Origin of the sequence: Geothrix sp. 21YS21S-4 (assembly GCF_030845995.1) — a bacterium.
In the GTDB taxonomy this organism is placed as follows: Bacteria; Acidobacteriota; Holophagae; order Holophagales; family Holophagaceae; genus Geothrix.
This window is the reverse complement of record NZ_CP132719.1, coordinates 2,887,015-2,910,816: the sequence shown is the minus strand read 5'-3', so window position 1 is coordinate 2,910,816 and position 23,802 is coordinate 2,887,015. Positions and strand designations below refer to the sequence as shown.

19 protein-coding genes are annotated in these 23,802 nt (G+C 71.6%); 9 read left to right on the top strand and 10 right to left on the bottom strand.

Annotated features, from left to right (window positions below):
- Positions 1–104: 104 nt before the first annotated feature.
- Both RAH39_RS13265 and RAH39_RS13260 read right to left on the bottom strand, forming a co-directional pair.
- On the bottom strand, positions 105–2,162 hold the full coding sequence (locus RAH39_RS13265; RefSeq protein ID WP_306590605.1) for a M56 family metallopeptidase: 2,058 nt from the start codon (positions 2,160–2,162) through the stop codon (positions 105–107).
- On the bottom strand, positions 2,159–2,542 hold the full coding sequence (locus RAH39_RS13260) for a BlaI/MecI/CopY family transcriptional regulator (RefSeq protein ID WP_306590604.1): 384 nt from the start codon (positions 2,540–2,542) through the stop codon (positions 2,159–2,161). Before RAH39_RS13260 ends, RAH39_RS13265 begins: the two co-directional genes overlap by 4 nt.
- A gap of 139 nt (positions 2,543–2,681) precedes the next feature.
- Here RAH39_RS13260 and RAH39_RS13255 point away from each other — a divergent pair, with 139 nt between their 5' ends.
- The 5 genes from RAH39_RS13255 (at position 2,682) to RAH39_RS13235 (ending at position 9,068) form a co-directional block, all read left to right on the top strand.
- Positions 2,682–3,002, top strand: coding sequence for a hypothetical protein (locus RAH39_RS13255; RefSeq protein ID WP_306590603.1), 321 nt, complete (start codon positions 2,682–2,684; stop codon positions 3,000–3,002).
- A 72-nt stretch (positions 3,003–3,074) separates the two neighbouring features.
- Positions 3,075–4,247 carry a TolC family protein gene (locus tag RAH39_RS13250; protein ID WP_306590602.1) on the top strand — a complete coding sequence of 391 codons (1,173 nt, stop codon included), beginning with the start codon at positions 3,075–3,077 and terminating at the stop codon, positions 4,245–4,247.
- A complete protein-coding gene (locus RAH39_RS13245; protein WP_306590601.1) occupies positions 4,244–5,395 on the top strand; it encodes an efflux RND transporter periplasmic adaptor subunit in 1,152 nt (383 codons plus the stop codon). The genes RAH39_RS13250 and RAH39_RS13245 overlap by 4 nt, the downstream gene beginning before the upstream one ends.
- Positions 5,385–8,519 (top strand): efflux RND transporter permease subunit, encoded by a 3,135-nt coding sequence (locus RAH39_RS13240; RefSeq protein WP_306590600.1) that lies wholly within the window; start codon positions 5,385–5,387, stop codon positions 8,517–8,519. Before RAH39_RS13245 ends, RAH39_RS13240 begins: the two co-directional genes overlap by 11 nt.
- Positions 8,520–8,576: 57 nt before the next feature.
- Positions 8,577–9,068 (top strand): pyridoxamine 5'-phosphate oxidase family protein, encoded by a 492-nt coding sequence (locus tag RAH39_RS13235; RefSeq protein WP_306590599.1) that lies wholly within the window; start codon positions 8,577–8,579, stop codon positions 9,066–9,068.
- 175 nt (positions 9,069–9,243) lie between these two features.
- On the opposite strand, the gene RAH39_RS13230 is transcribed toward RAH39_RS13235, so the two are convergent.
- The 8 genes from RAH39_RS13230 to RAH39_RS13195 all read right to left on the bottom strand — a co-directional run bounded on the left by RAH39_RS13230 (position 9,244) and on the right by RAH39_RS13195 (position 18,800).
- A complete protein-coding gene (locus tag RAH39_RS13230; protein ID WP_306590598.1) occupies positions 9,244–9,936 on the bottom strand; it encodes a response regulator in 693 nt (230 codons plus the stop codon).
- Positions 9,933–12,611 carry a DUF4118 domain-containing protein gene (locus RAH39_RS13225; protein ID WP_306590597.1) on the bottom strand — a complete coding sequence of 893 codons (2,679 nt, stop codon included), beginning with the start codon at positions 12,609–12,611 and terminating at the stop codon, positions 9,933–9,935. The genes RAH39_RS13230 and RAH39_RS13225 overlap by 4 nt, the downstream gene beginning before the upstream one ends.
- 9 nt (positions 12,612–12,620) lie before the next feature.
- A complete protein-coding gene (gene kdpC, locus RAH39_RS13220; protein ID WP_306590596.1) occupies positions 12,621–13,232 on the bottom strand; it encodes a potassium-transporting ATPase subunit KdpC in 612 nt (203 codons plus the stop codon).
- Positions 13,233–13,362: 130 nt separating this feature from the next.
- Positions 13,363–15,438: a potassium-transporting ATPase subunit KdpB gene (gene kdpB / locus RAH39_RS13215; RefSeq protein WP_306590595.1), complete on the bottom strand. Its 2,076-nt coding sequence runs from the start codon at positions 15,436–15,438 to the stop codon at positions 13,363–13,365.
- On the bottom strand, positions 15,435–17,141 hold the full coding sequence (kdpA, locus tag RAH39_RS13210) for a potassium-transporting ATPase subunit KdpA (RefSeq protein WP_306590594.1): 1,707 nt from the start codon (positions 17,139–17,141) through the stop codon (positions 15,435–15,437). Before kdpA ends, kdpB begins: the two co-directional genes overlap by 4 nt.
- A complete protein-coding gene (gene kdpF / locus RAH39_RS13205) occupies positions 17,138–17,230 on the bottom strand; it encodes a K(+)-transporting ATPase subunit F (protein WP_306590593.1) in 93 nt (30 codons plus the stop codon). Before kdpF ends, kdpA begins: the two co-directional genes overlap by 4 nt.
- Positions 17,227–17,415, bottom strand: coding sequence for a hypothetical protein (locus RAH39_RS13200; protein WP_306590592.1), 189 nt, complete (start codon positions 17,413–17,415; stop codon positions 17,227–17,229). The genes kdpF and RAH39_RS13200 overlap by 4 nt, the downstream gene beginning before the upstream one ends.
- 20 nt (positions 17,416–17,435) lie before the next feature.
- On the bottom strand, positions 17,436–18,800 hold the full coding sequence (locus tag RAH39_RS13195; RefSeq protein WP_306590591.1) for an outer membrane beta-barrel protein: 1,365 nt from the start codon (positions 18,798–18,800) through the stop codon (positions 17,436–17,438).
- A gap of 170 nt (positions 18,801–18,970) precedes the next feature.
- On the opposite strand from RAH39_RS13195, the gene leuS reads away from it, so the two are divergent.
- From leuS to RAH39_RS13175, 4 genes are all read left to right on the top strand, one after another.
- Positions 18,971–21,397 carry a leucine--tRNA ligase gene (gene leuS, locus RAH39_RS13190; protein WP_306590590.1) on the top strand — a complete coding sequence of 809 codons (2,427 nt, stop codon included), beginning with the start codon at positions 18,971–18,973 and terminating at the stop codon, positions 21,395–21,397.
- A gap of 4 nt (positions 21,398–21,401) precedes the next feature.
- A complete protein-coding gene (locus RAH39_RS13185) occupies positions 21,402–22,340 on the top strand; it encodes a PLP-dependent cysteine synthase family protein (RefSeq protein WP_306590589.1) in 939 nt (312 codons plus the stop codon).
- Positions 22,340–22,981, top strand: coding sequence for an orotate phosphoribosyltransferase (gene pyrE / locus RAH39_RS13180; RefSeq protein ID WP_306590588.1), 642 nt, complete (start codon positions 22,340–22,342; stop codon positions 22,979–22,981). Before RAH39_RS13185 ends, pyrE begins: the two co-directional genes overlap by 1 nt.
- A gap of 201 nt (positions 22,982–23,182) precedes the next feature.
- Entirely contained in the window at positions 23,183–23,740 is a 558-nt protein-coding gene (locus tag RAH39_RS13175) for a cob(I)yrinic acid a,c-diamide adenosyltransferase (protein ID WP_306590587.1), read from the top strand.
- Positions 23,741–23,802 lie beyond the last annotated feature (62 nt).

Genomic DNA, 23,802 nt, shown 5'->3' with positions numbered 1-23,802 from the left:
CCACCAAGACGGAAAGGCACCAAGAAGGGCAGGTCGTTCTCCTACGCCATTCTTGGTGCCCTTGGTGTCTGGGATGATCGCCGGCGAAGATCGCGCCGTTCTCTTCAATCCTCGGGAACCGGCGGCGCGGGCGGCGCCGGGGGGGTGGGAGGAACGGGCCGGGAGCCTGGGGCGGGCGGAGGGACAGGGGGGGGCGGCACGCTCTTGAGGGTGGCCGGCTTGAGGGGCTTCAAGGGCCGGGGCTGGGCCGCCGCCCGCGCCTGGAGCTGGTCGAGCCGCTTCTGGAGGGACTTCATGGCGGACTGCAGGGCCTGGATCTCCGCGTGGGGGTCCGGCTGGACGTGGAGCTTGGAGAGGTGGACGGGCGCGATGGGCGGGATCTGGAGGTTCGCCAGTTCGTCCAGGTCGACATCGAGGTCCAGGTCGAGATCCAAATCGATGTCCTCGTCCCCGTCCTTGTCCGCGGCGTGCTTCCGCAGGACCTGGAGGCGCTTGTCCGTTCCGGTCCTGGGGTGGACCCGGTCGCGGACGATCACGGTTTCGGCGCTGTCGCCCTCGTTCGTCACCTGCACGCGGATCTTCCGAGCCTCGGCGCGGGCCCGATCGATCTCGGCGCGGTGCTTTTCCACCTCCGCGCGGGCCTTCTCCAGCTCGGCGCGGTTCTTCTCGATCTCTATTCGCGCTTTCTCTACGTCCGCCTGAGTGCGGGCGCGCGCTTCGGAGCTCAGATCCGGGTTGGCCTGGATGGAGCGCAGCTGGGCCTCCAGCTCCCGGGTCTGGCGGGCCAGGTCGCGGGTATGGTCGTCGAGCCCCGCGGTGCGGATCCGCAGCTTGCGGGCGGTTTCGCGGCCCGTCTGGGCCTGGGCCGTGTCCTTCACGGCGCCGCGCAGCCAGGCCTCGCCCTCGGCGTCCAGTTCCTTCTCCTGGCCGTCCACGGTGTAGGTCCGCTTGTCCTTGGAGGCGCTGTAGGCGCGGGTCTTCCCGCCGGTCTTCTCCTCCACGCGGAAGCTGCCGTCGCCGGGCACGGCCACCGGCTCGCGGGCCGTGGCGTCCAGGCGGACGTCGCCCTTCACCTGGACGTCCATCTGGCGGTCGCCGTCGAGGACCTTCAGCCGCGTGCTGTGCTGAGACTTGGAATCGGAGGCCTTCTCCTGGAGAACGGCGCCCGCGGCCCCGAGAAGCGAGGCGGCGAGGAGCGCGAGGGCGGCGGCCCGCGCGCCGCCCGAGGCGGGGAGCGAAGGCTGGAGCAGGTGTCGGACGCGGTGCATGAGGGAGCCTCCGTTGGCGGCCAGGGCCAGGCGATGGGAAGGAAGGGACGCGGGCTCGCGCAGGGCCTCGAGGTCGGTGAGCGCACGGGCCAGGAGCAGGGGATCGCCGCAGAGGGCTGCCGCCACGTCGTCGCAGCAGAGCTCGCGCTCGGCGCGGATGCGGGCGGACAGCCACCACACGGCGGGGTGGTAGAACAGCAGCACTTCCACCAGCGACTGGAGCAGGTTCACGGCGAAGTCGCCCCGGCGGATGTGGGCCAATTCGTGGGCGAGGATGGCCTCCAGCTGGGCCGGGGCCAGTCCCGCGAGGGCGCAGGCCGGCAGCAGGATCACGGGCCGCAGCCAGCCCAGGACCGTGGGCACTTCCACCGCCGCGGACTGGAGCAGGCGCACCGTGCGCGAGACCTTCAACTCCCGGCAGAGGCGGGACAGCACCAAGTGCCATTCCGCGGGCGCCGGGGACGCGCTGCGTCGCCGCAGCCGCTGGATCCGCGCCCAGCCGCCCAGGAAGCGCCCCGACAGCAGCAGGACGCCCGCCGCCCAGCCGCCCAGCAGCCAGGGGAGGGCGGGATCCAGTGCGGCCTTGATCCGGAGGCTCAGCGGCGCGTCGATCCGCGGCGCGGATGCCGCGGCTGCCAGAGTTCCTTCCAGCGCCGCGGGAACGGCCGGGACCTGCCGCTGGAGGAAGAGGAACGTGGCCACCGGCGCCGCGACCATCAGCACCAGGAAGGCGCAGGCGGTGCCGTAGCGGGCCTTCGCGCTGGCGCCCCGGAGCAGGGCCATTCCCAGCCAAGCCATCAGCCCCAGGGCGGCGCCCTGCCACAGGAAATGAAGGAGGGTCCAGCCCAGGGCCTGAGCCGAGGGAGTCTGGAGCCACGGCAGCAGGGACGTCATCGCGGACCTCCTTCGGCCTGATCGAGCATTTTGCGGATCTCGGCCAGCTCCTCGTGGCTGGCCTTGCGGGTGGCGAGGGCCTGCATCACCAGGCTGAGGGACGAACCCCCGAACGCCTTGTCCAGCAGGTCGTCGAGCAGATGCCGCTGGGTCTGGACCTGGGTCTCCGTGGCGGAAAAGATGTGGACCCGGTCCGCCGCGTCGCGCTGCACCAGCCCCTTTTCATCCATGATCTGGAGCATCTTCAGGACCGTCGTGTAGCCCAGCTCCCGCTCCGCCGACAGCACCTCGAACACCTGCCGCACCGTGCTCGGCCCCCGGGCCCACAGCACCCGCAGGATGGCCAGTTCAGCGTCGGTCGGCTTGGGGGAAGGCTGCATGGGATCGGGCTCCAGAGAAGGAATGCCGAAAAGATACGACATGTTTCGTAGATGTCAACGAGGGGGTTCGTAGAAGGTTTAGTGGGGGCCGTCCCTTTCCAGGTTTTTCTTTCCCGTCGTGTAGCATGGCCCGATGGCCATGTCGTCCCGACAGCCCTCCGGCGGTGTCCCTCGGCGGGGCGGGGCGAGGGTGCGGCGGTGGGTGGCGGCGCTGCTGCTCTGCTTGATGGGGCTCTATCTGGGGGCGGCGGGGCGGGAGGTGTGTCCTGACACGTCGCCCGCGGGGTGCGCGCCGGCCTGCCATCTGCTGTGCGGGGATGACTGCGCGACGGCGCCGGTGCCCGAGGCGCCGGTTCCGCCTCCGGCGCCGCGGCGGCTCCACCCGCGGTTCGCGGTGCCGCGGGCCCAGTCCCTCGTCAGCCTGACCGTCGAACCCGAGAAGGAACCGCCGCGGGCCTAGGGCGCTGAGCGTCCGTCCGCGCACGGGGGGCGAAGCCCTGCGTGCTTTTCCGCGAATTCCTTCGAGGTTTCCATGCGACCCCTTCTTCTGGGGGCGCTGCCCTGCGTGCTGGCCGCGCAGGCGCCGCCCCTTTCGTTCGACGACATCCTCTCCCGGGCCCGGAGCGGTCCGGCCCAGTACCGCGCGGAGGCCCTGCTGGCCGAGCGCCACCGCGCCCTGGCGGGAACCGGCGGCTTCCTGCGGGAGGGCCCCGCCCTCGCTCTGTCCGCGGGACCCCGCGCCCAGCCGAGCGCCCCCACCTTCACGGACCGGGCCGTGGAGGTGGACCTTCCACTGTTCCTGTCGCCCGGCGTCCGGCGCCGCCTGGAAGCGGCGCTGGGGGAGGCGGATCCGCTGCTGCGATCCGCGGGCGGGATCGAGGCCCGGTTCCAGCTGCGCCGGGCCTACCTCGACGCTTGGCTGGCGGAGCGGCTCCTGCACCTGCGGGAGCGCGACCTCGCCACGGTGGAGACCTGGCTCCAGGCCGCCCGCGCCCGGTTGGAGGCCGGCGCCGATCCGGCCTTCCAGGCGGCCCTGGTGGAGGGCGAACTGCTCCGCGCCCAGGGCGACCTGGACGAGGCCCGGCAGCAGCGCGCGGCCGCCTGGGCCGCCCTCCGCCACCTGGCCGAGGTGCCCGCCGCGCCCGCGCCTCTGACAGAGCCCGGCGATCCTCCGGGTGGATTTCCCGACGGGCTGCGCGCCCGCTACGAGGCGGGGACCCTGCGCCGGGCCCTGCTGGCCCAGGCGGACCTGGAGCAGCAGGCGCTGCGCCACCAGGAGGCCCTGGCCGCCAGCCGGTGGAGCCTCCGGGGAAGCTATGCCCGGGAGGGCGAGGAGCGCGTGGGCCGGGTCGGGCTGGCCTACCGCTTCGCCCGCCCCGGCGAGGCAGCCGCGCTGCGCCGCGAGACCGAGGCGGCGCTCCAGGCCGGCCGCCGCGAAGGGGAACTGGCCCTGGAGGAGCTGGACGCCCGGTTCCAGGCCGCGATGGCGCGGCTTCCGGCCGCTCCGCCCCGGGCGTTCGCCGCCTTCGATCCCGCGCTCCAGGCCGTGGAGCTGCGCCTCCGGGAGGGCCGCGAGCGCCCCTCCGAAGCCCTCCCCATCCGCCGCCAACTGCTGGACGTCCAGGCCGCGGCGTACCGCCGCCTCCGGACGGCCCATCTCCTTTCCGCCGAACTCCAGGCCCTCACCGAAGGGGTGACCCCATGACTTTCCTCCGACCCGCCCTTCTGGCCCTGGCCCTGGCCCTGGTGGGCCTCGCCGCCTGCGGCCGCAAGGGCGCCGATCCCCACGCGGACGGCCATCCCGAAGAGGCGCACGCCCACGGCGATCACGCCGCCGAGGCCGGCGAAGGCCTCCACATTCCCCTCAAGGATGTCCGCGGGCTGCGGTTCCTGACGGTGCCCGAGCCCCGCGCCGAGGGCGGCTGGTATCCCGCCGAGGCCATCGGCGACGAGTCGGCCCAGGCGATCCTCAGCAGCCCCGTGAAGGGCATCGTGTCGGCGATCCTGGTCGCCCCCGGGCAGCGCGTGGGCGCTGGTGCAGCGCTGGTCTCGATTAGGAGTCCAGAATTGGCCCGGCTGAAGGCGGACTGGCTGTCCGCGCGGGCGCGGCGGGACCGCGCCGAGGCCGAGGCCGCCCGGGAAGTGCGGCTGTTCCAGGCGCAGGCGGGCTCCCGGCGTGAGCTGGAGGCGGCCCACAGCGACGCCGCCACCGCCCGCGCCGACGAGGAGGCCGCCCGTCTGGCGCTGGAGGCCCGGGGCGCCGCTGCCGAGACCGCCGGGGCGGTGCTGACGGTCCGGGCGCCCAAGGCCGGGGCCGTGACCGCCTACCGGGTGCAGCTCGGCCAGGGCATCGAGGCGGGGCAGGACCTGGGCGGCTTCCAGGCCGCGTCCGCCGCCCTCGTCCGATTGGAACTCACGCCCCCCGCGCCGCTGGACTGGCGGCCGGGCTCCGTGACGGACGTCCGCCGCGCCGACGGGCAGCGGTGGAAGGCCCGGCTGGAGGGCACGCCCAGCGTCCTGACGCCGGACACCCACCGCCTGGCGTACCGCCTGCGCCTCCAGGGCGGCGCCCTGCCCATGCCCGGCACGCCGCTGGAAGTGCGCGTCCCGCTGGCGACGGCGGTGGTCCTGCCCCAGGCCGCCCTCCAGCAGGTGGAAGGCGTGTGGGGGGTCTTCGTGAAGGAAGGGGAGGAGGCCGAGTTCCGCCCCGTGCGCCGCGGCGCGGAAGTGGGGACCGGCGTGATGGTGATCGAGGGCGTGCGGCCCGGTGAGACCGTGGCGGGCGAAGGGGCGTACCTGCTCAAGGCCCTCCAGATCAAGCGAAAGAGCGGGGGAGAAGGCCATGACCACTGAGCCCCGCGTTCCCCGTCCGGGTTTCCTCCAGCGGTGGTTCGACTGGCTGTTGCCGCGCAAGGCCTGGGTCTTCGCCCTGGCGCTCCTGTGGCTGGCCGCTGGGGTCGCCAGTTTCGGCAGCCTCAAACGCGACCTGTTCCCGGATCTCACGCTGCCGAGCCTCACCCTCCTGATCCAGAGCCCTGGCCGGGCCGCCCCGGAGCTGGAACTGACCGTGGCCCAGCCCGTGGAGCAGGCCCTGGGCGGCCTTCCCAGCGTGAAGCGCGTGGTGAGCAGCGTCCAGGCCGAAGTGGTCCAGGTGGTGCTGGCCTTCGGGGGTGGCACCGATCCATGGCGGGCCCGGCAGCTCGTGGCCGAGCGGCTTGCCGGGGTCACGGCGGCCTTCCCCGAAGGGACCCGCGCTCCGCTGATGTCCAGCGCCGCGGGCCGCCTGCAGGAGATCCAGGAAATCGTCCTGGAGGGCCCCGCCGTCGATCCCATCACCCTCCGCGACCACGCCGAGAAGGTGCTCATCCCGCGCCTCCAGGCGGTGCCGGGCGTGGCCCGGGTGGAGCGCCTCGGCGGCGAGGAGCGCCAGCTCCAGGTGATCGTCCAGCCCGAGCGGATGCGGCTCCAGGGCGTCAGCCTCCGCGAGGTAATGGAAGCGCTGGACGGCAGCCACCAGGACACCGCCGCGGGCGTGATGGAGATCCAGGACAAGGGCTGGTTCATCACCGTCGGCGGCCTCGCCGCCACGCCGGAGGCCGTGAAGCGGCTGCCCCTGGCCACGCCCCGGGGGATGGTCTCCCTCGGCGAGCTGGCGGAGGTGCGCGAGGGCGCCGCCTTCCGCCGGGGCCTGGCGCGCCACTTGGGACACGGGCCCGGCGGCGCGGACGCTTCCCGCCCCGAGGAGTTGCTGCACGAGGACGTGAGCCTGCGCGTGGTCAAGCAGCCCACTGCCGAGACCCTGGCGGTGGCGCAAGGCACGCGGGCCGCCCTGGACGAGCTGCGCGGGAGCCTGCCCGCGGGCATGGAGCTGACCCTGATGTACGACCAGGGAAAGCTGGTGACGCACGCCCTGGATGGCGTGACCTGGGCCCTGCTCCTTGGCGGGATCTTCGTGGCGCTGGTGCTGGTGGCCCTGCTGGGCAACCTGCGGGGGGCGCTGATCGTGATCGCGGTGCTGCCCCTGGCGACCTTCGGCGCGGCGATCCCGCTGCGGGCCGCGGGGCTGGGCCTGAATGCCATGACCCTCGGCGGTCTCGCCATCGCCGTGGGCCTGCTGGTGGATGCCGCCGTGATCATGGTGGAGAACCTGGCGCACCGCCTCCACCGGGAGGACGGCGGCGTCGCGAGCCGGCGGGTCGTCCTCACCCGCGCCGCCGCGGAGGTGGGCGTGCCTATCCTCACGGCGGTCCTGGTGATCCTGGCGGTGTTCATTCCGCTGCTCGCGCTGGGGGGCCTCGCCGGGCGGCTGTATGCGCCCTTGGCCGTCGCCATCGCCGCCGCCATGACCCTCAGCCTGGTGTTGAGCTTCACGCTGGTGCCGGCGCTGGTGGAGCGGTTCCTGCCGCCGGGGGCCGCCCTGGAGGAGCCCCGGCTGGTGCGGGCCCTGAAGCGGGCCTACGAGCCAGCGCTGCGCTGGGCGCTCCGTCACGGCGCCGTGGTGCGGATCCTGGCCCTCGGCCTGACCGTGCCCAGCCTGTGGCTGGCGCTACGCTTGGGGACCAACTTCCTGCCTCCCCTCGACGAAGGCGCGCTGATGCTGAACAGCATCTTGCCTGCGGAGACGAGCCTGGCGGCGGTGGACGAGGCCAATTTCCAGCTGGAAGGGCGGCTGGCGCGGCTGCGCGGCGTGGCGTCGGTCTACCGCCGCACCGGGCGGTCCGAACTGACCGAGGACCCCATGCCCCACACCATCTCCGACGTGATGGTGATCCTGGACGGATCGCGGCCCACCGCCGAAGTGCAGCGGGAGGCGGGCGAGATCGCGGAGGCGATGCCCTATCCAGTGGAGCTGACCACGCCCATGCAGATGCGCATTTCCGAAGGCATCGGCGGCACGCCCGCGGACATCCAGGTGAAGCTGTTCCACCCGGATCTCGCCCTCCTCCAGGCGCGGCTGCCGGCGCTCCAGGAGGCGCTGTCGAAGGTGCCGGGGGTGGCCTCCATCACGCCCGAAGGGGCGGGCGTCCTCCCCAAGTGGACCGTGGTTCCCGACGAGGAGGCCCTCCGCCGCCTGGGCGTGCCGCGGACGCTCATCGCCACCACGCTGAGGGCGGCCCTCCAGGGCCTGGACGCGGCGCCCCGGTTCGACGGCCCCCAGCACATCGGGCGGGTGGTGCGCTTTCCCGACGACGGCCGCACCAGCCCCGAGAGCCTCCAGCGCCTGCCGCTGGTGCTGGATGGCGGCCGGGTGGTGGAGCTGGGCCAAGTGGCCCGGTTCGAGGAGGCAGGCACGCCCAGCCTCATCCGCCGGGAAGCCGCCCAGCGGCGCCTCGCCCTCAACGTCCGCACCGCCGGGGACCTCGGGGGAACGGGGAAGCGGGTGGAGCGCGCGTTGCGGAGCCTGGATCTCCCCAAGGGCACCGTCGTGAAGCTCGGCGGCAAGCTGGAGGAGGCCCGGGACACCCAGAAGCGCCTGACGATCGCCGTCGGCGCGGCCCTCGCCCTGGTGGTGGGCCTGCTCTACCTGGCGCTGGGCCGCTGGCGCGAGGTGATGGTCGTCGTCCTCACCCTGCCGGACGCCTTCGCGGGCGGATTGCTGGCCCTGTGGCTGGCGGGCGAGAGCTGGAACATCAGCTCCATCGTCGGGATGATCGGGCTGTTCGGGGTGGCGGTGCAGAACAGCCTCGTGCTGATCACCCAGGCCCGGCAGCTCACGGCCGCGGGGCTCCCCTTCCTGGATGCCCTGAAGGAGGCCAGCCTGGGCCGCGTCCGGCCCAAGCTCATGACCGCCGGCAGCGCCATCCTGGGCCTCCTCCCCATGCTGCTGGGCTTCGGCGGCAGCGAGCTGGAGCGGCCCCTGGCCCTGGTCATGGTGGGCGGCCTCGTCACCAGCACCCTGTTCACCCTGCTGGCCCTGCCCAGCTTCTACGCGTGGGTGGGAGGGCCGAAGGCGGGCGCGGACGGCGGTCTCGGCTAAGGAAGGCCGGGGCGCGGGAGCCGTTCCGCGCCCCGGCCTTCGCCATACACTGGCTGCATGGAATCCTCCGCCGGAACGCCGCCCTCCCACCCCATGCGCCGCCGCGACCGGGCGCTGACGGAAGCGGAAGCCCACGCGGTGATGGCGAAGGCGGAGTGGGGCGTTCTCGCCACGGTGGACGCCGAGGGCTGGCCCTACGCCGTGCCCGTCAACCACGCCCTGGTGGACGGCGCCCTGATCATCCACTGCGCCACCGCCGGCCACAAGCTGGACAACCTGGCCTTCAACGACCAGGTGTCCTACTGCGTGGTCACGGAGGCGGAAACCGTCCCTCTGGAGCTGTCCACCCGCTACGAGAGCGCCGTGGCCTTCGGCCGGGCGGTGCGGCTGGAGGACGAGGACGCCCGCCGCGCCGCGCTCCGCGCCTTCGGCGAGCGCTTTGCGCCGCAGCACCTGGAGCAGGTGGACCGCGGGATCGGCAAGGACCTGTTCCGCACGGCCGTCCTCCGCATCGACGTCGAGCGCGTCACGGGGAAGGCGCGGCGCTGACGGCCATCGCTGGGATCGCATCCAACGGCGCCCGGAGCAGAACGTCGGATTCCGAACTCTGCAGAAAAGATCACCGCCAAGAAACCAAGAACGCCAAGAAAAGCCGGGATTTTTTCTTGGTGCCCTTGGCGGCTTGGCGATGATCTTGATCCCTTCGGATCATTCACCCCAGCCGCTAATCCTCCATCCGCAGCCGGTAGCCCACGCCGGGTTCGGTCTGGAGGTGGCGGGGGCGGGAGGGATCCTCTTCCAGTTTGTGGCGGAGCTGGGTCATGTAGACGCGGAGGTAGAGCGGCTGGGCGCCGGCCACGCCGCCCCAGACCTCCTTGAGCAGCTGGCGGTGGGTGATGACCTTGCCCGCGTGGCGGATGAGGGTGGTGAACAGGCGGTACTCCAGGGGCGTGAGGTGGACTTCGCGCCCCTCGACCAGCACCTGGCGACGGGCGAGGTCCACCCGCCAGCGGCCGAGGGTGAACACCGGATCCGAGGCCGCGGGGCTCGCGTGGCGCAGCGCCGCCCGGAGGCGCGCCAGCAGTTCCCCGGTGCCGAAGGGCTTGGTGAGGTAGTCGTCGGCGCCGCCGTCGAGGGCGGCGATCTTGTCGGCCTCCTGCCCCCGCGCGGAGATCACGATGATGGGCGTGGCGCTCCACTCCCGCAGCCGGGTCACCACCTCCAGGCCGTCCATGCCCGGCAGCCCGAGGTCCAGCAGCAGCGCGTCGGGCTTCTCGCGGGCGGCGAGGGCCAGGCCCTCTTCCCCGTTCCCCGCTTCCAGGTAGCGGTAGCCGCTGCCCTCCAGGGCGACGCGCAGGAACCGCCGCATCTGAAGCTCGTCCTCCACCAGCAGGACCAGGGGGCCGGCGGGGCTCATGGCGCCTCCTCGGGCACCGGGGGCGGCGTGCCCACCGGGAGAGTGACCAGGAACTGGGCGCCGCCCTGGGGGTGGTTGACCGCCTGGATCCGCCCGCCGTGGGCGAGGGCGATGCCGCGGCAGATGGCGAGGCCCAGTCCCGCGCCGGGCCGGCCCGCGGCTGCCTCGCCCCGCGCCAGCTTCTCGAAGATCCGCGCCTCTTCTCCGGGCGCGAGGCCGGGTCCCCGGTCCGCGACGGACAGGGTGAGGGATTTCCCCGCCGCCCAGGCCTTGATGTCCACGGGCGAGGCGGGGGGAGCGTACTTCAGGGCGTTGTCCAGGAGGTTCAACAGGAGCTGCTCCATCAGGGCGCCGTCCAGGGCCACCAGCGGCAGGTCCGGCGGCAGGGACACGCGGATCCGGGCCGCTTCCCCGGCGAGCTCGCGGCGGTTGAGGACCGCGCCCACGATCTCCTCCACGGGCATCCATTCCGTGCGGAGGTCCAGCGCGCCGGACTCCAGGCGGGTGATGTCCAGGAGGTTGCTCACCAGCCGATGGAGGCGCTGGGCTTCCACCTGCGCGGACTGGAGGAGCTCGCGCCGGTCGGCATCGCCCAGGTCCGGCGTCTCCAGGGCCGCGCTCACCGCGCCGGTGATGACGCCCAGCGGCGTCCGGAGGTCGTGGGAGACGGAGCTCAGCAGGGCGTTCCGGAGCCGCTCCTCGTCCGCCCGGCGCCGGTCCCGGGCCCCTTCCTCCGCAAGGGCGGCGCGTTCAAGGGCCAGCGCCGTCTGGGTGGCGAAGGCGTCCAGGAGCTGCCGCTGATCCGGTTCGAGCCAGGCGGGATTTCCCTCGGGCAGGAGGCCCAGGACCCCGATGGGCCCTCCGGCGCCGAGGAGGGGCAGGTAGGCGGCGCGGGCGCCCGGGAGGGTGGGGGTGCCGAGCCCCGCGGGCTGGCCGTGGTCGAAGGCCCACTGGGCGACGGCCAGTTCCTGCTCCTCCAGGGGGAAGTCCGCGGGGAGGGGCGCCAGCCGGCGATGGGAATCCGGCCGGAGGACCGCCGCGCGGCTGTGGAACTGGGCGGCGGCGTTCCGGACGGCCGCCTCCGCGAGGGCGGCCGGATCTCCCCCGCGGGCCAGCTCCTGACCCAGGCGGTAGAGGGCGCGGGTGCGCTGCTCGCGGCCCCGGGCCAGGCGGGCCTGGGCGCGGATCCGCTCCGTGAGGCTCCCGATCACCACGCCCACCAGCAGCATGATCCCGAAGGTCCCGACGTGGCGGAAGTCCGTGACCGCGAACGTGTAGTAGGGCGGGACGAACAGGAAGTCGAAGGCCGCGACGCTGAGGAGGGAGGCCAGGAGCGACGGGCCGCGGCCGAAGCGGGTGGCGACGACCAGGATGCCGAGGAGGTAGACCATGATGATGTCCGCCTGCTCCGTGCGGCGGAACACGAGCGCCGCCGCGGCGCTGGCGGCGGCCACGGCCAGCGCGCTGAGCAGGTAGTTGCGGGCGGGGCTGGTGAGCGGGCGAGGCAGCAGGGCCGGTGCCGTCCCGCGGTCGGGATCGCCGGTGATCACGCACACGTCGATGTCCCCGCTGCGGCGGATGAGGTTGTCCACCGGCGACCCCAGGATCACCTCCAGCCAGCGGGGGCGGGAGGGCTTCCCCACCACGAGCCTAGTGATGTTCCCGTCGCGGGCGAAGGCCAGGATGTCCTCCTCCAGCGGGCCGCCGCCTTCGATGACCGCCGTCTCGCCGCCCAGCTTCTCCGCCAGCCGGAGGTGGGCCTCCAGGCGCGCGCGGTCCGCATCCGTGACCCGCAGCCGCCGGTGGGATTCCACGTGGAGGGCGGTCCAGGGCGCGCCGAGGGCCGCCGCCAGCCGCCGCGTGCCGCGGATCAGGCGCTCCGACAGGGAGCCGGTGCCCACGCACACCAGCAGGTGCTCCCCCGCCGCCCAGGTCCGGCGGATACCTTCGGACGCCATGTAGCGCCGCATCTGCGCGTCCACGCTGGCCGCCGTGTGGCGCAGCGCCAGCTCCCGCAGGGCGAGGAGGTTGCCCTTCCGGAAGAAGTGGTCGCGGGCGTGGCGGGCCTGCTCGGGCAGGTAGACCTTCCCCTCCTTCAGCCGCGCCAGGAGATCCTCCGGAGGAAGGTCCACCAGCTCGACTTCGTCCGCGCGCTCCAGGACGGTGTCCGGCACGGTCTCCCGCACCACCACGCCCGTGATCTGCGCGACCACGTCCTTCAGGCTCTCCAGGTGCTGGACGTTGAGGGTGGTGTGGACGTCGATTCCCGCGTCCAGCAGCTCCAGTACGTCCTGCCAGCGCTTGGCGTGGCGCGAGCCCATCACGTTCGAGTGGGCCAGCTCGTCCACCAGGATCAGCGCCGGGCGGCGGGCCAGCGCCGCGTCGAGGTCGAACTCCGGCAGGAAGCGGCCGGCGTACGCGCGCTCCGCTGGCGGCAGGCGCTCCAGGCCCTCCAGCAGGGCGGCGGTCTCGCTCCGGCCGTGGGTCTCCACCACGCCCGCGACGACATCGATGCCCTCGCGTCGCAGTTCGCGGGCCTCGGAGAGCATGGCGAAGGTCTTCCCCACGCCGGGCGCGGCGCCGAAGAAGACCTTCAGCTTGGCGCGCGACGCCCGCGTCTCGGCCTCCTGGACCGCGCGGAGGAGGGCGTCGGGATCGGGGCGGGAAGGGGCCATGCCGGTACGCTAGCGGGAACCGCCGCCGTCCGCCCGGGGAAGCGCGTCCAGGGCGAGATTCAGCTGGAGGACGTTCACCCGGGCTTCGCCCAGGAATCCCAGTTGGGGGCCTTCGGTGTGGGCGGCCACCAGCTCCCGCACGGGGGCCTCGGCCAGCCCCCGGGCGCGGGCCACGCGGGCGACCTGGAACTCCGCGGCGGCGGGACTGATGTGGGGGTCGAGCCCGCTGCCCGAGGCCGTCACCAGGTCCACGGGCACCGGTCCCGCGGCGCCGGGATCCGCGGCGCGGAGGGCGGCGATGCGGGCGCGGACGGCCTCGGCCAGGGCCGGGTTGCTGGGCGCCAGGTTCGAGCCGCCGCTGTTGCCCCCGTTGTAGGGGAGGGGCTTCCCGTCCGCGTCCACGGTGGCGGAGGGGCGGCCCCAGAAGTTGCGGGGCGACGTGAAGGACTGCCCGATCCACTCGGAGCCGATGACCTTTCCTTCGCGGCGGAGGAGGGAGCCCTCCGCCTGGCGCGGGAAGATGAGCCGCGCCACGCTGGTGACGGCGAAGGGATAGGCGATGCCCGTGACCGCGGTCAGGGCGAGGAAGGAGACGAGGGCGGCGCGGAGCTGGAGGTTCATGGGGTCACTCAAGAGAAACAGGGGCGAAAGAAGAAACCGCAGATGACGCCGATGGCGCAGATGACGGAACGACGATGCGGAGGATGTCTTTCATCGGCGTGTATCTGCGGTTCCATGTTGTTCCCTCTTTTCACGCCACGAGGTGGAAGGCGACGAGCAGCCGGTCGATGAGCTTGATCCCGGCGAAGGGGACGACCAGCCCGCCCGCGCCGTACAGCAGCAGGTTGCGCCGCAGGAGCTGGGCGGCGCCGATGGCGCGGTACTTCACCCCGCGCAGGGCGAGGGGGATGAGGACGACGATGATCAGCGCGTTGAAGATCACCGCCGATAGGACGGCGCTTTCGGGGCTGTGGAGCCCCATCACGTTCAGGGCGCCCAGGGCGGGATAGATTCCGGCGAACGCGGCGGGGAGGATGGCGAAGTACTTGGCCACGTCGTTGGCGATGCTGAAGGTGGTGAGCGACCCGCGGGTCATCAGCATCTGCTTCCCGATCTCCACGATCTCGATGAGCTTGGTGGGGTTCGAGTCCAGGTCCACCATGTTCCCCGCCTCCTTCGCCGCCTGGGTGCCGCTGTTCATGGCCACCGCCACGTCCGCCTGGGCCAGGGCGGGGGCGTCGTTCGTGCCGTCGCCGGTCATGGCCACCAGCCGCCCGCCCGCCTGGTATTCCCGCAGCAGCCGGAGCTTGGCCTCGGGCGTGGCCTGGGCCAGGAAGTCGTCCACGCCCGCCTCGGCGGCGATGGCGGCGGCGGTTAGGGGATTGTCCCCGGTGATCATCACGGTGCGGATGCCCATCCCCCGCAGCTCGGCGAAGCGCTCCTTGATGCCGCCCTTCACGATGTCCTTGAGTTGCACCACGCCCAGGGCGCGGGCGCCTTCGGCCACCACGAGGGGCGTGCCGCCCTCCCGCGCGATCCGGTCCACGGTGCGGCGCAGCTCCTCGGGGAAGGCGCCGCCCAGGCCCTGGACATGGGCCTCGACGGAGTCCGCCGCGCCCTTGCGGATCTGCCGCTCGCCCAGATCCACGCCGCTCATGCGGGTCTGGGCGGTGAAGGGCACGAATCGGGCGCCCAGGGCGTGGAGATCCCGCTCCCGGAGGCCGTGCAGTTCCTTGGCGAGAACGACGATGCTGCGGCCTTCCGGCGTCTCGTCGGCCAGGGACGACAGCTGGGCGGCGTCCGCGAGGCGCTGCGGATCCACGTCCTCCGCGGGGAAGAAGGCCACCGCCTCCCGGTTGCCCAGGGTGATGGTGCCGGTCTTGTCCAGCAGCAGGACGTCCACGTCGCCGGCGGCCTCCACGGCGCGGCCCGACGTGGCGATGACGTTGGCCTGGATCATGCGGTCCATCCCGGCGATCCCGATGGCGCTGAGCAGCCCGCCGATGGTGGTGGGGATGAGGCACACCAGCAGGGCCACCAGGACCGTCAGGCCCACCGCCTGCCCCTGGCCCGCGGCCTTCACCGAGAAGATGGAATAGGGCAGGAGGGTCGCCGTCGCCAGGAGGAAGATGAGGGTGAGGCCCGCCAGCAGGATGTCCAGCGCGATCTCGTTGGGGGTCTTCCGGCGCTTGGCGCCCTCCACCATGGCGATCATGCGGTCGAGGAAGCCCTCGCCGGGATCGGAGGAGATCCGGATCAGCAGCCGGTCCGACAGCACCAGCGTGCCGCCCGTGACCGCCGACCGGTCGCCGCCGCTCTCCCGGATGACCGGGGCGCTCTCGCCGGTGATGGCGCTCTCGTTGACGGAGGCGGCGCCTTCCACCACTTCCCCGTCGGCCGGGATGGTCTCGCCCGCCTCCACCAGGACCAGGTCGCCCTTGCGGAGGTCGGGGGCATCCACCGCTTCCGTTCCCGCGGCGGCATCCTTCCCAAACAGGCGGCGGGCCTTCACGTCCTTCCGGGACCGCCGCAGGGCGTCGGCCTGGGCCTTTCCCCGGCCCTCGGCCATGGCTTCGGCGAAATTGGCGAACAGCAGCGTGAACCACAGCCACAGGGCGATGGCGAATATGAAAGCCGGGCGGGCATCCCCTCCGCCCCCCAGGGCGCGGAGCCCCAGGCCGGTGGTGAAGGCGCTGCACACCCACACGGTGAACATCACGGGGTTCCGCAGCTGGTGGAGCGGGTTCAGCTTCCGGAGGGCGTCCACGGCGGCGCGGCGGGCGATCCCCGCGTCGAAGAGGGAGCGGGCGGGGGAACGGGAGATCATCGGACGCTCCGCGAAGTCAGGTGTTCGGCGACGGGCCCCAGGGCCAGGGCGGGAATGAAGGTCAGGGCGCCCACCAGCAGCACCACGCCCACCAGCAGGCCCGCGAAGAGCGGGGTGTGGGTGGGGAGGGTCCCCGCGCCGGCGGGCGTGTGCTTCTTTCCCGCCAGGGAGCCGGCGAGGGCCAGGACGGGCCAGATCACGCCGAAGCGGCCCAGGAGCATGGCGGCGGCCAGGCCGTAGTTGTAGAAGGGGGTGTTGGCCGCCAGCCCGGCGAAGGCGCTGCCGTTGTTGTTGGCGCAGCTGCTCCAGGCGTAGAGGATCTGGGTGAAGCCGTGGGGGCCCGGATTGCTGACCGAGGCGACGGCCGCGGGCGACAGGACGGAGGCGGCGGTGCCGATGAGGACCGTCGCGCAGGGCAGGAGGATGGCGATGGCGGCCATCTTCATCTCGAAGGCCTCCACCTTCTTGCCCAGGTATTCCGGCGTCCGGCCCACCATGAGCCCGCCCACGAACACGCCCACCAGGGCGAACAGGATCATGCCGTAGAGCCCGGAGCCCACGCCGCCGAAGACCACTTCGCCCAGCTGCATCAGCCACAGCGGCACCAGGCCGCCCAGGGGCGTGAAGGAGTCGTGCATGGCGTTCACGGACCCGTTGGAGGCCGCGGTGGTGGCGGTGGCCCACAGGGCGGACGGCCCCGGGCCGAACCGCAGCTCCTTGCCCTCCATGTTTCCGCCCGCGCTCCGGGCCGTGGAGGTCTGGTCGGCGCCGGCCACGGCCAGGGCCGGGTTGCCCTTCACCTCCGCCCAGGTGCAGACGGCCAGGGAGCCGGTGAAGAGGACGGTCATGGCCGCCAGCAGCGCCCAGCCCTGCCGCCGGTCCTTCACCATCCGCCCGAAGGAGAGGCACAGGGCGGCGGGGATGAGGAGGAGGCTCACAGTCTGGATGAAGTTCGACAGGGGCGAGCTGTTCTCGAAGGGATGGGCCGCGTTGGCGCCGAAGAACCCGCCGCCGTTGGTGCCCAGCATCTTGATGGCCACCTGGGAAGCCACGGGCCCCATGGCGAGCACCTGTCCCCCCGCGGTGCGGACGTAGGCCGAGAGGTTCTGGATCACGCCCTGGGACACCAGGAAGAGGGCGAAGACGAAGGACAGCGGCAGGAGGATGTAGAGGGTGCTGCGCACCACGTCCACCCACGCGTTGCCCAGCCCCTTCGCGCTGCGGCGCGCGAACCCCCGGATCAGGGCCGCCAGGACGGCGATCCCCGTGGCGGCCGATAGGAAGTTCTGCACCGCCAGTCCCACCATCTGGACGAAGTAGCCCAGGGTGGCCTCGCCGCCGTAGGCCTGCCAGTTGGTGTTGGTGATGAAGCTGACGGCGGTGTTGAACGAGAGGGCCGCGTCGACGCCCGCCCGGTGCTCGGGATTGAAGGGCAGCGCCGCCTGCGCCCGCATCAGCAGGAAGACCGCCGCGAGCCCCACGAGCTTGAGGAGGGTGATGGACCACCCATAGGCCTTCCAGCCCATGTCCTCCTCCTCGCGGATCCCCATCGCGCGGTAGAGGCCGCGCTCGACGGGCCGGAGGAGGGGATGGAGGAAGGTGCGCTCCCCCTCCAGCACCCGCGCCATGAACGCCCCCAGGGGCACCGCCGCCCCCAGGAGCAGGGCGAGGCAGAAGAGGTTCTGGATCCAGGCGTGGGTCACTGGAACGCCTCCGGCTTGAGCAGGGCGAACGCCAGGTAGGCGAGCAGGCCCAGGGCCAGCAGGGCGGCGATGACGAGGACGGGGCTCATGGGTTTCTCCCGGGATCGACGAATTGGGCGAGCAGCCAGATCAGCAGAGGGCTCCAGGCCACGGCGAGCAGGGCGACCCGGTCCCGCCCCTGCCGGCCACCGGGCGCGAGGGTGCGGGCGCTGGCGGTGCCGAGCCACCCCACCAGGGCGGCGGCGGGCAGGAACCAGGGCAGGAGAAGGTGCATGGCGGGCCTGCGGCGGGGGCTCAGAGCTTCACCAGGAGAGCCAGCGTCAGGCGGCTCTCGGTCTTGCGGAGGTCGGGAGCCCAGCCGGCCACGACGGAACCCGGCGCCCCCTGGTTTCCCCCGGGAGGGGTCACGCCGCCGGGCCCCGCGAAGTAGGGCACGCTGGCGCCGCGGCGGTTGAACTCGGCCCTCATGGTGATGAACTGGCTGGGCATGTAGTCGTAGGTCGCGGACCAGTCCCAGGCGCGGAAGGGCTCTCCCGGATTGGCGGTGAAATAGGGCGTGCCCGACGCCGCGGTGGCCCCGTTGATGGGCGGCACCAGGACGAGGTAGCGGCTGGGATTGGTGATGGCGCCCCCGCCCAGGGTGAGGGCGTGGCGGTCCTGGGCGAACCAGAACCGCTGGTAGGCCATCCAGCCCGCGAAGTACTGCTTCGGCTCGGAAGCCGTCCCGCTGCGGCTGACCCCGCCACCCTGCTCGTCACCCAGGTCGAAGGTGAAGCTGGCGGCCATCTTCGAGACGAAACTGCCGGGCCGATCCCAGTACTTCCACTGGAGGCTGTTGTCCGTGTGGCGCCGCGTGCGCTTCGCGTTCCCCAGCGTGTCGGCGCCCAGCAGGTAGTTGTTGGAGATGAAGCTGAGGTCGCCGGTGGGGCGCCAGGTGAGCGACGTGCCCACGCCGGGGGTGCGGTTGAACATGTTGTAGGACTGCCACCCGTTGGTGAGCCAGAGCTCCAGCTTGAGCTTGTCGGTGGGGAAGACCTGCAGGCGGAGCCCGTTGAAGAACCACGGCGTGTTCGACGAGACGTAGGACGGCTGGTAGGCCCAGTTGTCGAAGTTGTAGTAGCTGAACAGCCCGATGTAGGACATGAAGATGCCCGCGTCGAGGTTGATGCCGTTCAGCGCGTCCCAGTGATAGCCGCCGTAGGCCTCGGACACGTAGCGGTAGGCGTCGTCCGTCCGCCACTGGCCCTTGGCGGAGCTGGCGTCGTTGCGCGGCGTCATCGTGGAATACAGCCCGAATTGGGTCATGAGGCGGCCCCGGACGTTGTCCCAGTGGAAATCTCCCCCGATCCCCAACTGCTGGACGTGGACCTCGTCGGTGCGCCCCAATTCGCTGGAGCCCACCAGGGTGTGGTCCTGGGGATGGTTGAAGTCGTAGACCGCGTTCACGTCGGCCCGGAACTCGCCGGTGAACCACTTGGAATCGAGGACGGCCTCCTTCGTGCGGGGGTTGCCGTTGAGCCACGTGAAATCGGCGAAGGCGAAGGGTTCGGCGGCTTTGGAGGGGCCGGGAAGCGGAAGAACCGGGGGCGCGGCGGGGGAGGGCGCCTGGGCCAGCATCGGCAGGCAGGCGAGAATCAGCGGGAAGGACGCGGCTTTCATCGGGGCTCCGGGCGCCGGCGGATCGAGCCGGCCCGATAAGATGGCCACCCCGCGCGTTAAGACGGCGTTAGGAGTTGGGGGAAGTTCCCGCGAGGCTCCTCTGGCCCGGGCAGGGGGGCCGGGAACGCCCGAGCTTCCTGTAGAATCAAGGGTTCGCCCGGAGCCGCCCCATGCCCTTCCAGCCCCTGACCCAGGAACCCGAGATCCAGCGCCGCTGGCTCGAGTCCGGCGCCTTCCGCGCCAAGCGGGCTGCGGAGCTGCTGCCGGAATCGAAGACCTTCTACATGCTGGTGATGCTGCCTTACCCCAGCGGCCGGATCCACATGGGCCACGTCCGGAACTACACCCTGGGCGACGTGACGGCGCGGTTCCGCCGGATGCGGGGCTACGAGGTGATGCATCCCCTCGGCTGGGACAGCTTCGGGCTGCCCGCGGAGAACGCCGCCATCAAGCACGGCATCCACCCCGCCATCTGGACCCGCAAGAACATCGAGGAAATGAAGGGCCAGATCCAGAAGATGGGCATCAGCTACGACTGGGAGCGCGAGATCGCGAGCTTCCAGGACGACTACTACCGCTGGAACCAGTGGCTGTTCCTCAAGATGTGGGAGCGGGGCGACGTGTTCCGCGCCATGCGCACCGTGAACTGGTGCGAGGAGCTGGGCACCGTGCTCGCCAACGAGCAGGTGGTGGACGGCAAGGACGAGCGCACGGGCTTCCCCGTGGTGCAGAAGCCCCTGGAGCAGTACTTCTTCAAGACGACGAAGTACGCGGACGAGCTGCTGGCCTCCCTCGACGGCCTGGATTGGCCCGACAACGTGAAGACCATGCAGCGGAACTGGATCGGTCGCTCCGAGGGCGCGCGCCTCGCGTTCGACCTCGACGGCGGCGGCGAAGTCGAAGTCTTCACCACGCGCCTGGACACGCTGTTCGGCGTGACCTTCATGGCCCTCAGCACCGAGCATCCCGTCATCGAGAAGGCCGCGGAGATGGATGCGGGCCTGAAGGCCTTCTGCGATCAGGTGGCCGCCGTCAGCCGCGAAGAGCGCATGACCAGCGACGTGAAGCTGGGCCACCGCACGGCCCTGTCCGTCGTGCATCCCTTCACGGGCGAGAAGGTCCCGGTGTTCGCCGCCAACTACGTGCTGATGGACTACGGCACGGGGGCCGTCATGGGCGTGCCCGCCCACGATGAGCGCGACCACGAATTCGCCCAGAAGTACGGCCTGCCGATCCCCCAGGTCATCGAGGCTGACAGCGAGTGGGACCTGGGAACCCTCGTCAACAGCGGCGAATTCACCGGGATGAAGAGCCAAGCCGCCGTGGACGCCATGGTGGCGAAACTGGGTGGCCGCGCCGCCAAGACCACCACCTACAAGCTCAAGGACTGGGGCCTCAGCCGCCAGCGCTACTGGGGCACGCCCATCCCGACGGTCCACTGCCCGGCCTGCGGGGTGGTGCCCGAAAAGGCCGAGAACCTGCCCGTGCGCCTCCCGGAGGACGTGGCATTCACGGGCGTGGGACCCTCTCCGCTGACCACGTCCCGTTCCTTCCTGGACACGGACTGTCCGAACTGCGGCGCGAAGGCCCGGCGCGAAACCGACACCATGGACACCTTCGTGGACAGCAGCTGGTACTGGCTGCGCTACCTGGATCCCAAGAATGCGGTGCTGCCCTTCGCCAAGGCGGAGAGCGACGCCTGGATGCCCGTGGACCTCTACGTGGGCGGCATCGAGCACGCCACCATGCACCTGATCTACGCCCGCTTCTTCTACAAGGTGCTGCGCGACCTGGGCCTGGCCTCCGGCCCCGAGCCCTTCCAGAAGCTGATCTGCCAGGGGATGGTGCTGAAGGACGGCTCGAAGATGAGCAAGTCCAAGGGAAACATCGTGGATCCCGACGAGGTGATCTCGAAGTACGGCGCCGACGCGCTGCGCCTATTCATGATCTTCGCCGCGCCCATCGAGAAGGAGATCGACTGGACCGGGTTCGAGGGCATCGAGGGCGCCAGCCGCTTCCTCAAGCGGATCACCCGCATGGTGGAGGAGCACGGCGTCGCAGCCGACGCCCTTCCCGCCAAGGACCAGCTCAGCGCCGAGGAGAAGGCGCTTCTCATCAAGCTCAACCAGACCGTGGCGCGTCTCACGGACGACCTGGAGCGCCGCTACCAGTTCAATACCGTGGTCTCGGGGCTCATGGAACTGTCCAACGCCCTCGCCGACCTCCCTGCGGACGCCCCGCACCGCGCCGCCGTGATGCAGCACGCGCTCGACGCCTTCGTGCGGATGATGTCGCCGGTGGCGCCGCACCTCGCCGAGCAGCTGTGGGCGCAGCTCGGGAAGCAGGGCCTGTGCATGCAGGCCGCCTGGCCCGAGGCCGATCCCGCCTTTCTGGAAGCCGACGAGGTCCTGGTGGTGGTCCAGGTGAACGGCAAGGTCCGGGGCCGGATCACGGTGCCCGCCGCCGCCGGTGAGGATCGCCGCCGCGAAGCCGCCCTGGCCTGCGCGGAAGCCCAGCCGCACCTGGCGGGCAAGGAGATCGTGAAAGTGGTCCTGCCTCCCGGCGGCAAGCTGGTGAGCATCGTGGTGAAAGGCTGATCCCGTGGCGAGAGCGCTTCCTTCCGTCGTCGATTCCGTCCTGGACCTGGTGGGGAACACGCCCCTCCTGCGCATGACCCGCTTCGCGCCTGGGCTCCAGCTGTTCTCCAAGCTCGAGTACCTGAACCCCGGCGGCAGCGTGAAGGACCGCATCGGGGTGGGGATGATCCGCGCCGCCGAGGCCCTGGGCCAGATCCGACCCGGGGTCAGCACGATCATCGAGCCCACCGCGGGCAACACCGGCGTGGGCCTCGCCATCGCGGCGAAGGCCCTCGGCTACCGCTGCATCCTGTGCGTCCCGACGAAGTACAGCCGCGAAAAGATGATGCTGATGAAGGCCCTGGGCGCCGAGTTGGTGCTGATCCCCAAGGAGCAGGGAATGAAGGGCGCCATCGCCAAGTGCCAGGAGCTGGCCGCCAGCATCCCCGACGCTTTCGTGCCCCAGCAGTTCGACAACCCCAGCAATCCCGACAGCCACTACGCCACCACCGGCCCCGAAATCTGGGCGCAGATGGATGGGAAGGTGGATGCGGTGGTCCTCGGGGCCGGCAGCGGCGGCACCTTCACGGGGATCGCGCGCTTCCTGAAGGAGAAGAACCCCGCGATCCAGGCGGTGGTGGTTCAGCCCGTGGGCTCCGTCTACTGCGGCGCGCCTCTGGGCGAATGGGCGGTGGAAGGCGTGGGCAACGGGTTCATTCCCGCCAGCCTCGATCTGGAGCTCGCGGACCGGATCATCGACGTGGCCGACGCGGACAGCCTGGCCACGGCGCGGGAACTGATCGCCACCGAGGGCTGCCTGGTGGGGGCCTCCAGCGGCGCCAATGCCTGGGCCGCGCGCGAATTCGCGAAGACCCTCCCCGCGGGTTCCCGCGTGGTGACCCTCTTCCCCGACGGCGCCGAGCGCTATCTGTCCAAGCAGCCCATCGCCGAATTGGAGCTGTGATGGACTTCCCCCCCCGGGATCTCGCCGCCTGCCTCCTGAAGGCGGGAGCCGTGAAGCTCCAGCCGCAGGATCCCTTCACCTGGGCCAGCGGCCTGAAGTCGCCGATCTACTGCGACAACCGGCAGCTGCTGGGCCTTCAGGAGATCCGCGACCGGATCGTGGCGGCCCTGGCGGCCCGCTCGGTGGAGTTCCGTCCCACCCTCATCACGGGCGCGGCCACGGCCGGCGTGCCCTGGGCCGCCATGGTGGCCGACCGCCTGAAGTTGCCCATGGCCTACGTCCGCCCCACGCCCAAGAACCACGGGATGGGCCGGCAGGTGGAAGGGCCGCTGGCGAAGGGCCACCGCGCGCTCCTCATCGAGGACCTGATCTCCACGGGCATGTCGAGCCTGAAGTGCGCGGAGGCCCTCAAGGCGGAGGGGGCCGACGTGCCCGCGGTGCTGGCCCTGTTCAGCTACGGCCTACCCCAGGCGGAGCGCGCCTTCGCGGAAGCCGGAATCGGCTTCGAGACCCTCAGCTCCTTCGATGTCCTCGCCGAAGAAGCGGAGGCCCAGGGCGTGGTGGATGCCGCGGGCTTCGCCGCCCTCGGCGCCTGGCGGGCCGACACCGCCGCGTGGAGCCGGGCCCACGGGGGAGCGTAGGCCTGCTTGGTCGTCATCGCGGCGTAATGATGCCGCGCGGCTGCGGAGTAGCTCGCCCTCAAGGTCTGATCGCACTTCTACAATCACGGCAGGCCTGGGGGACCCATCCCCAGTCATCGGGCTGAACAACCCCACCGGCGGCAACATCCGGTGCTCTGCTCCACACGCCCGCCCATCGGGATCTCTCGGGAGGAAGCGGCCATGAAGCTCTACACGCGCACGGGAGACGACGGTTCGTCGGGCCTGTTCGGCGGCCAGCGGGTCAGCAAGTCGCACGGACGGCTGCGGGCCTACGGCTCACTGGACGAGCTGAACAGCGTCATCGGCGTTCTTCGCCTCCACGCCACGCCTGTTTGCGTGGACCCGGAGCTGCTCCAACAAATCCAGCACGACCTCTTCGTCCTGGGCGCCATCCTGGCGACCCCGGCCGACCGCCAGGAGCTGCTGGGAGCCCGCATGACGCGGCCCACCTGGGACCTGGCCGCCATGGAGGCCGACATCGACCGCCTGACGGCCCTGGCGCCTCCCATGACGGCCTTCGTCCTCCCCGGCGGCACCCCGGCCGCCGCCCACGCCCACGTCGCCCGCACCGTCTGCCGCCGCGCCGAACGCGAAGCCGTCGCCCTCGCGGAAGAAGAATCCCTGAACCCCGCCGTCGTCGCCTACCTCAACCGCCTCAGCGACTGGCTCTTCGCGCTCGCGCGGGCGGAAAACGCGGTGGGGGGGGTGGGGGATGTGCTGTGGGTCCCCAAGGATTGAAGAGGGCCGACCGAACGGGAAAGCGGGCCCTTGCGGGCCCGCTCTCCTCTGCGACATGCGTC

Bases quoted from the DNA above. Each gene is read 5' to 3' on its own strand.
- RAH39_RS13265 (WP_306590605.1), bottom strand. From the start codon at position 2,162: ATGACGTCCCTGCTGCCGTGGCTCCAGACTCCCTCGGCTCAGGCCCTG.
- RAH39_RS13260 (WP_306590604.1), bottom strand. From the start codon at position 2,542: ATGCAGCCTTCCCCCAAGCCGACCGACGCTGAACTGGCCATCCTGCGG.
- RAH39_RS13255 (WP_306590603.1), top strand. From the start codon at position 2,682: ATGTCGTCCCGACAGCCCTCCGGCGGTGTCCCTCGGCGGGGCGGGGCG.
- RAH39_RS13250 (WP_306590602.1), top strand. From the start codon at position 3,075: ATGCGACCCCTTCTTCTGGGGGCGCTGCCCTGCGTGCTGGCCGCGCAG.
- RAH39_RS13245 (WP_306590601.1), top strand. From the start codon at position 4,244: ATGACTTTCCTCCGACCCGCCCTTCTGGCCCTGGCCCTGGCCCTGGTG.
- RAH39_RS13240 (WP_306590600.1), top strand. From the start codon at position 5,385: ATGACCACTGAGCCCCGCGTTCCCCGTCCGGGTTTCCTCCAGCGGTGG.
- RAH39_RS13235 (WP_306590599.1), top strand. From the start codon at position 8,577: ATGGAATCCTCCGCCGGAACGCCGCCCTCCCACCCCATGCGCCGCCGC.
- RAH39_RS13230 (WP_306590598.1), bottom strand. From the start codon at position 9,936: ATGAGCCCCGCCGGCCCCCTGGTCCTGCTGGTGGAGGACGAGCTTCAG.
- RAH39_RS13225 (WP_306590597.1), bottom strand. From the start codon at position 12,611: ATGGCCCCTTCCCGCCCCGATCCCGACGCCCTCCTCCGCGCGGTCCAG.
- kdpC (WP_306590596.1), bottom strand. From the start codon at position 13,232: ATGAACCTCCAGCTCCGCGCCGCCCTCGTCTCCTTCCTCGCCCTGACC.
- kdpB (WP_306590595.1), bottom strand. From the start codon at position 15,438: ATGATCTCCCGTTCCCCCGCCCGCTCCCTCTTCGACGCGGGGATCGCC.
- kdpF (WP_306590593.1), bottom strand. From the start codon at position 17,230: ATGAGCCCCGTCCTCGTCATCGCCGCCCTGCTGGCCCTGGGCCTGCTC.
- RAH39_RS13200 (WP_306590592.1), bottom strand. From the start codon at position 17,415: ATGCACCTTCTCCTGCCCTGGTTCCTGCCCGCCGCCGCCCTGGTGGGG.
- RAH39_RS13195 (WP_306590591.1), bottom strand. From the start codon at position 18,800: ATGAAAGCCGCGTCCTTCCCGCTGATTCTCGCCTGCCTGCCGATGCTG.
- leuS (WP_306590590.1), top strand. From the start codon at position 18,971: ATGCCCTTCCAGCCCCTGACCCAGGAACCCGAGATCCAGCGCCGCTGG.
- pyrE (WP_306590588.1), top strand. From the start codon at position 22,340: ATGGACTTCCCCCCCCGGGATCTCGCCGCCTGCCTCCTGAAGGCGGGA.
- RAH39_RS13175 (WP_306590587.1), top strand. From the start codon at position 23,183: ATGAAGCTCTACACGCGCACGGGAGACGACGGTTCGTCGGGCCTGTTC.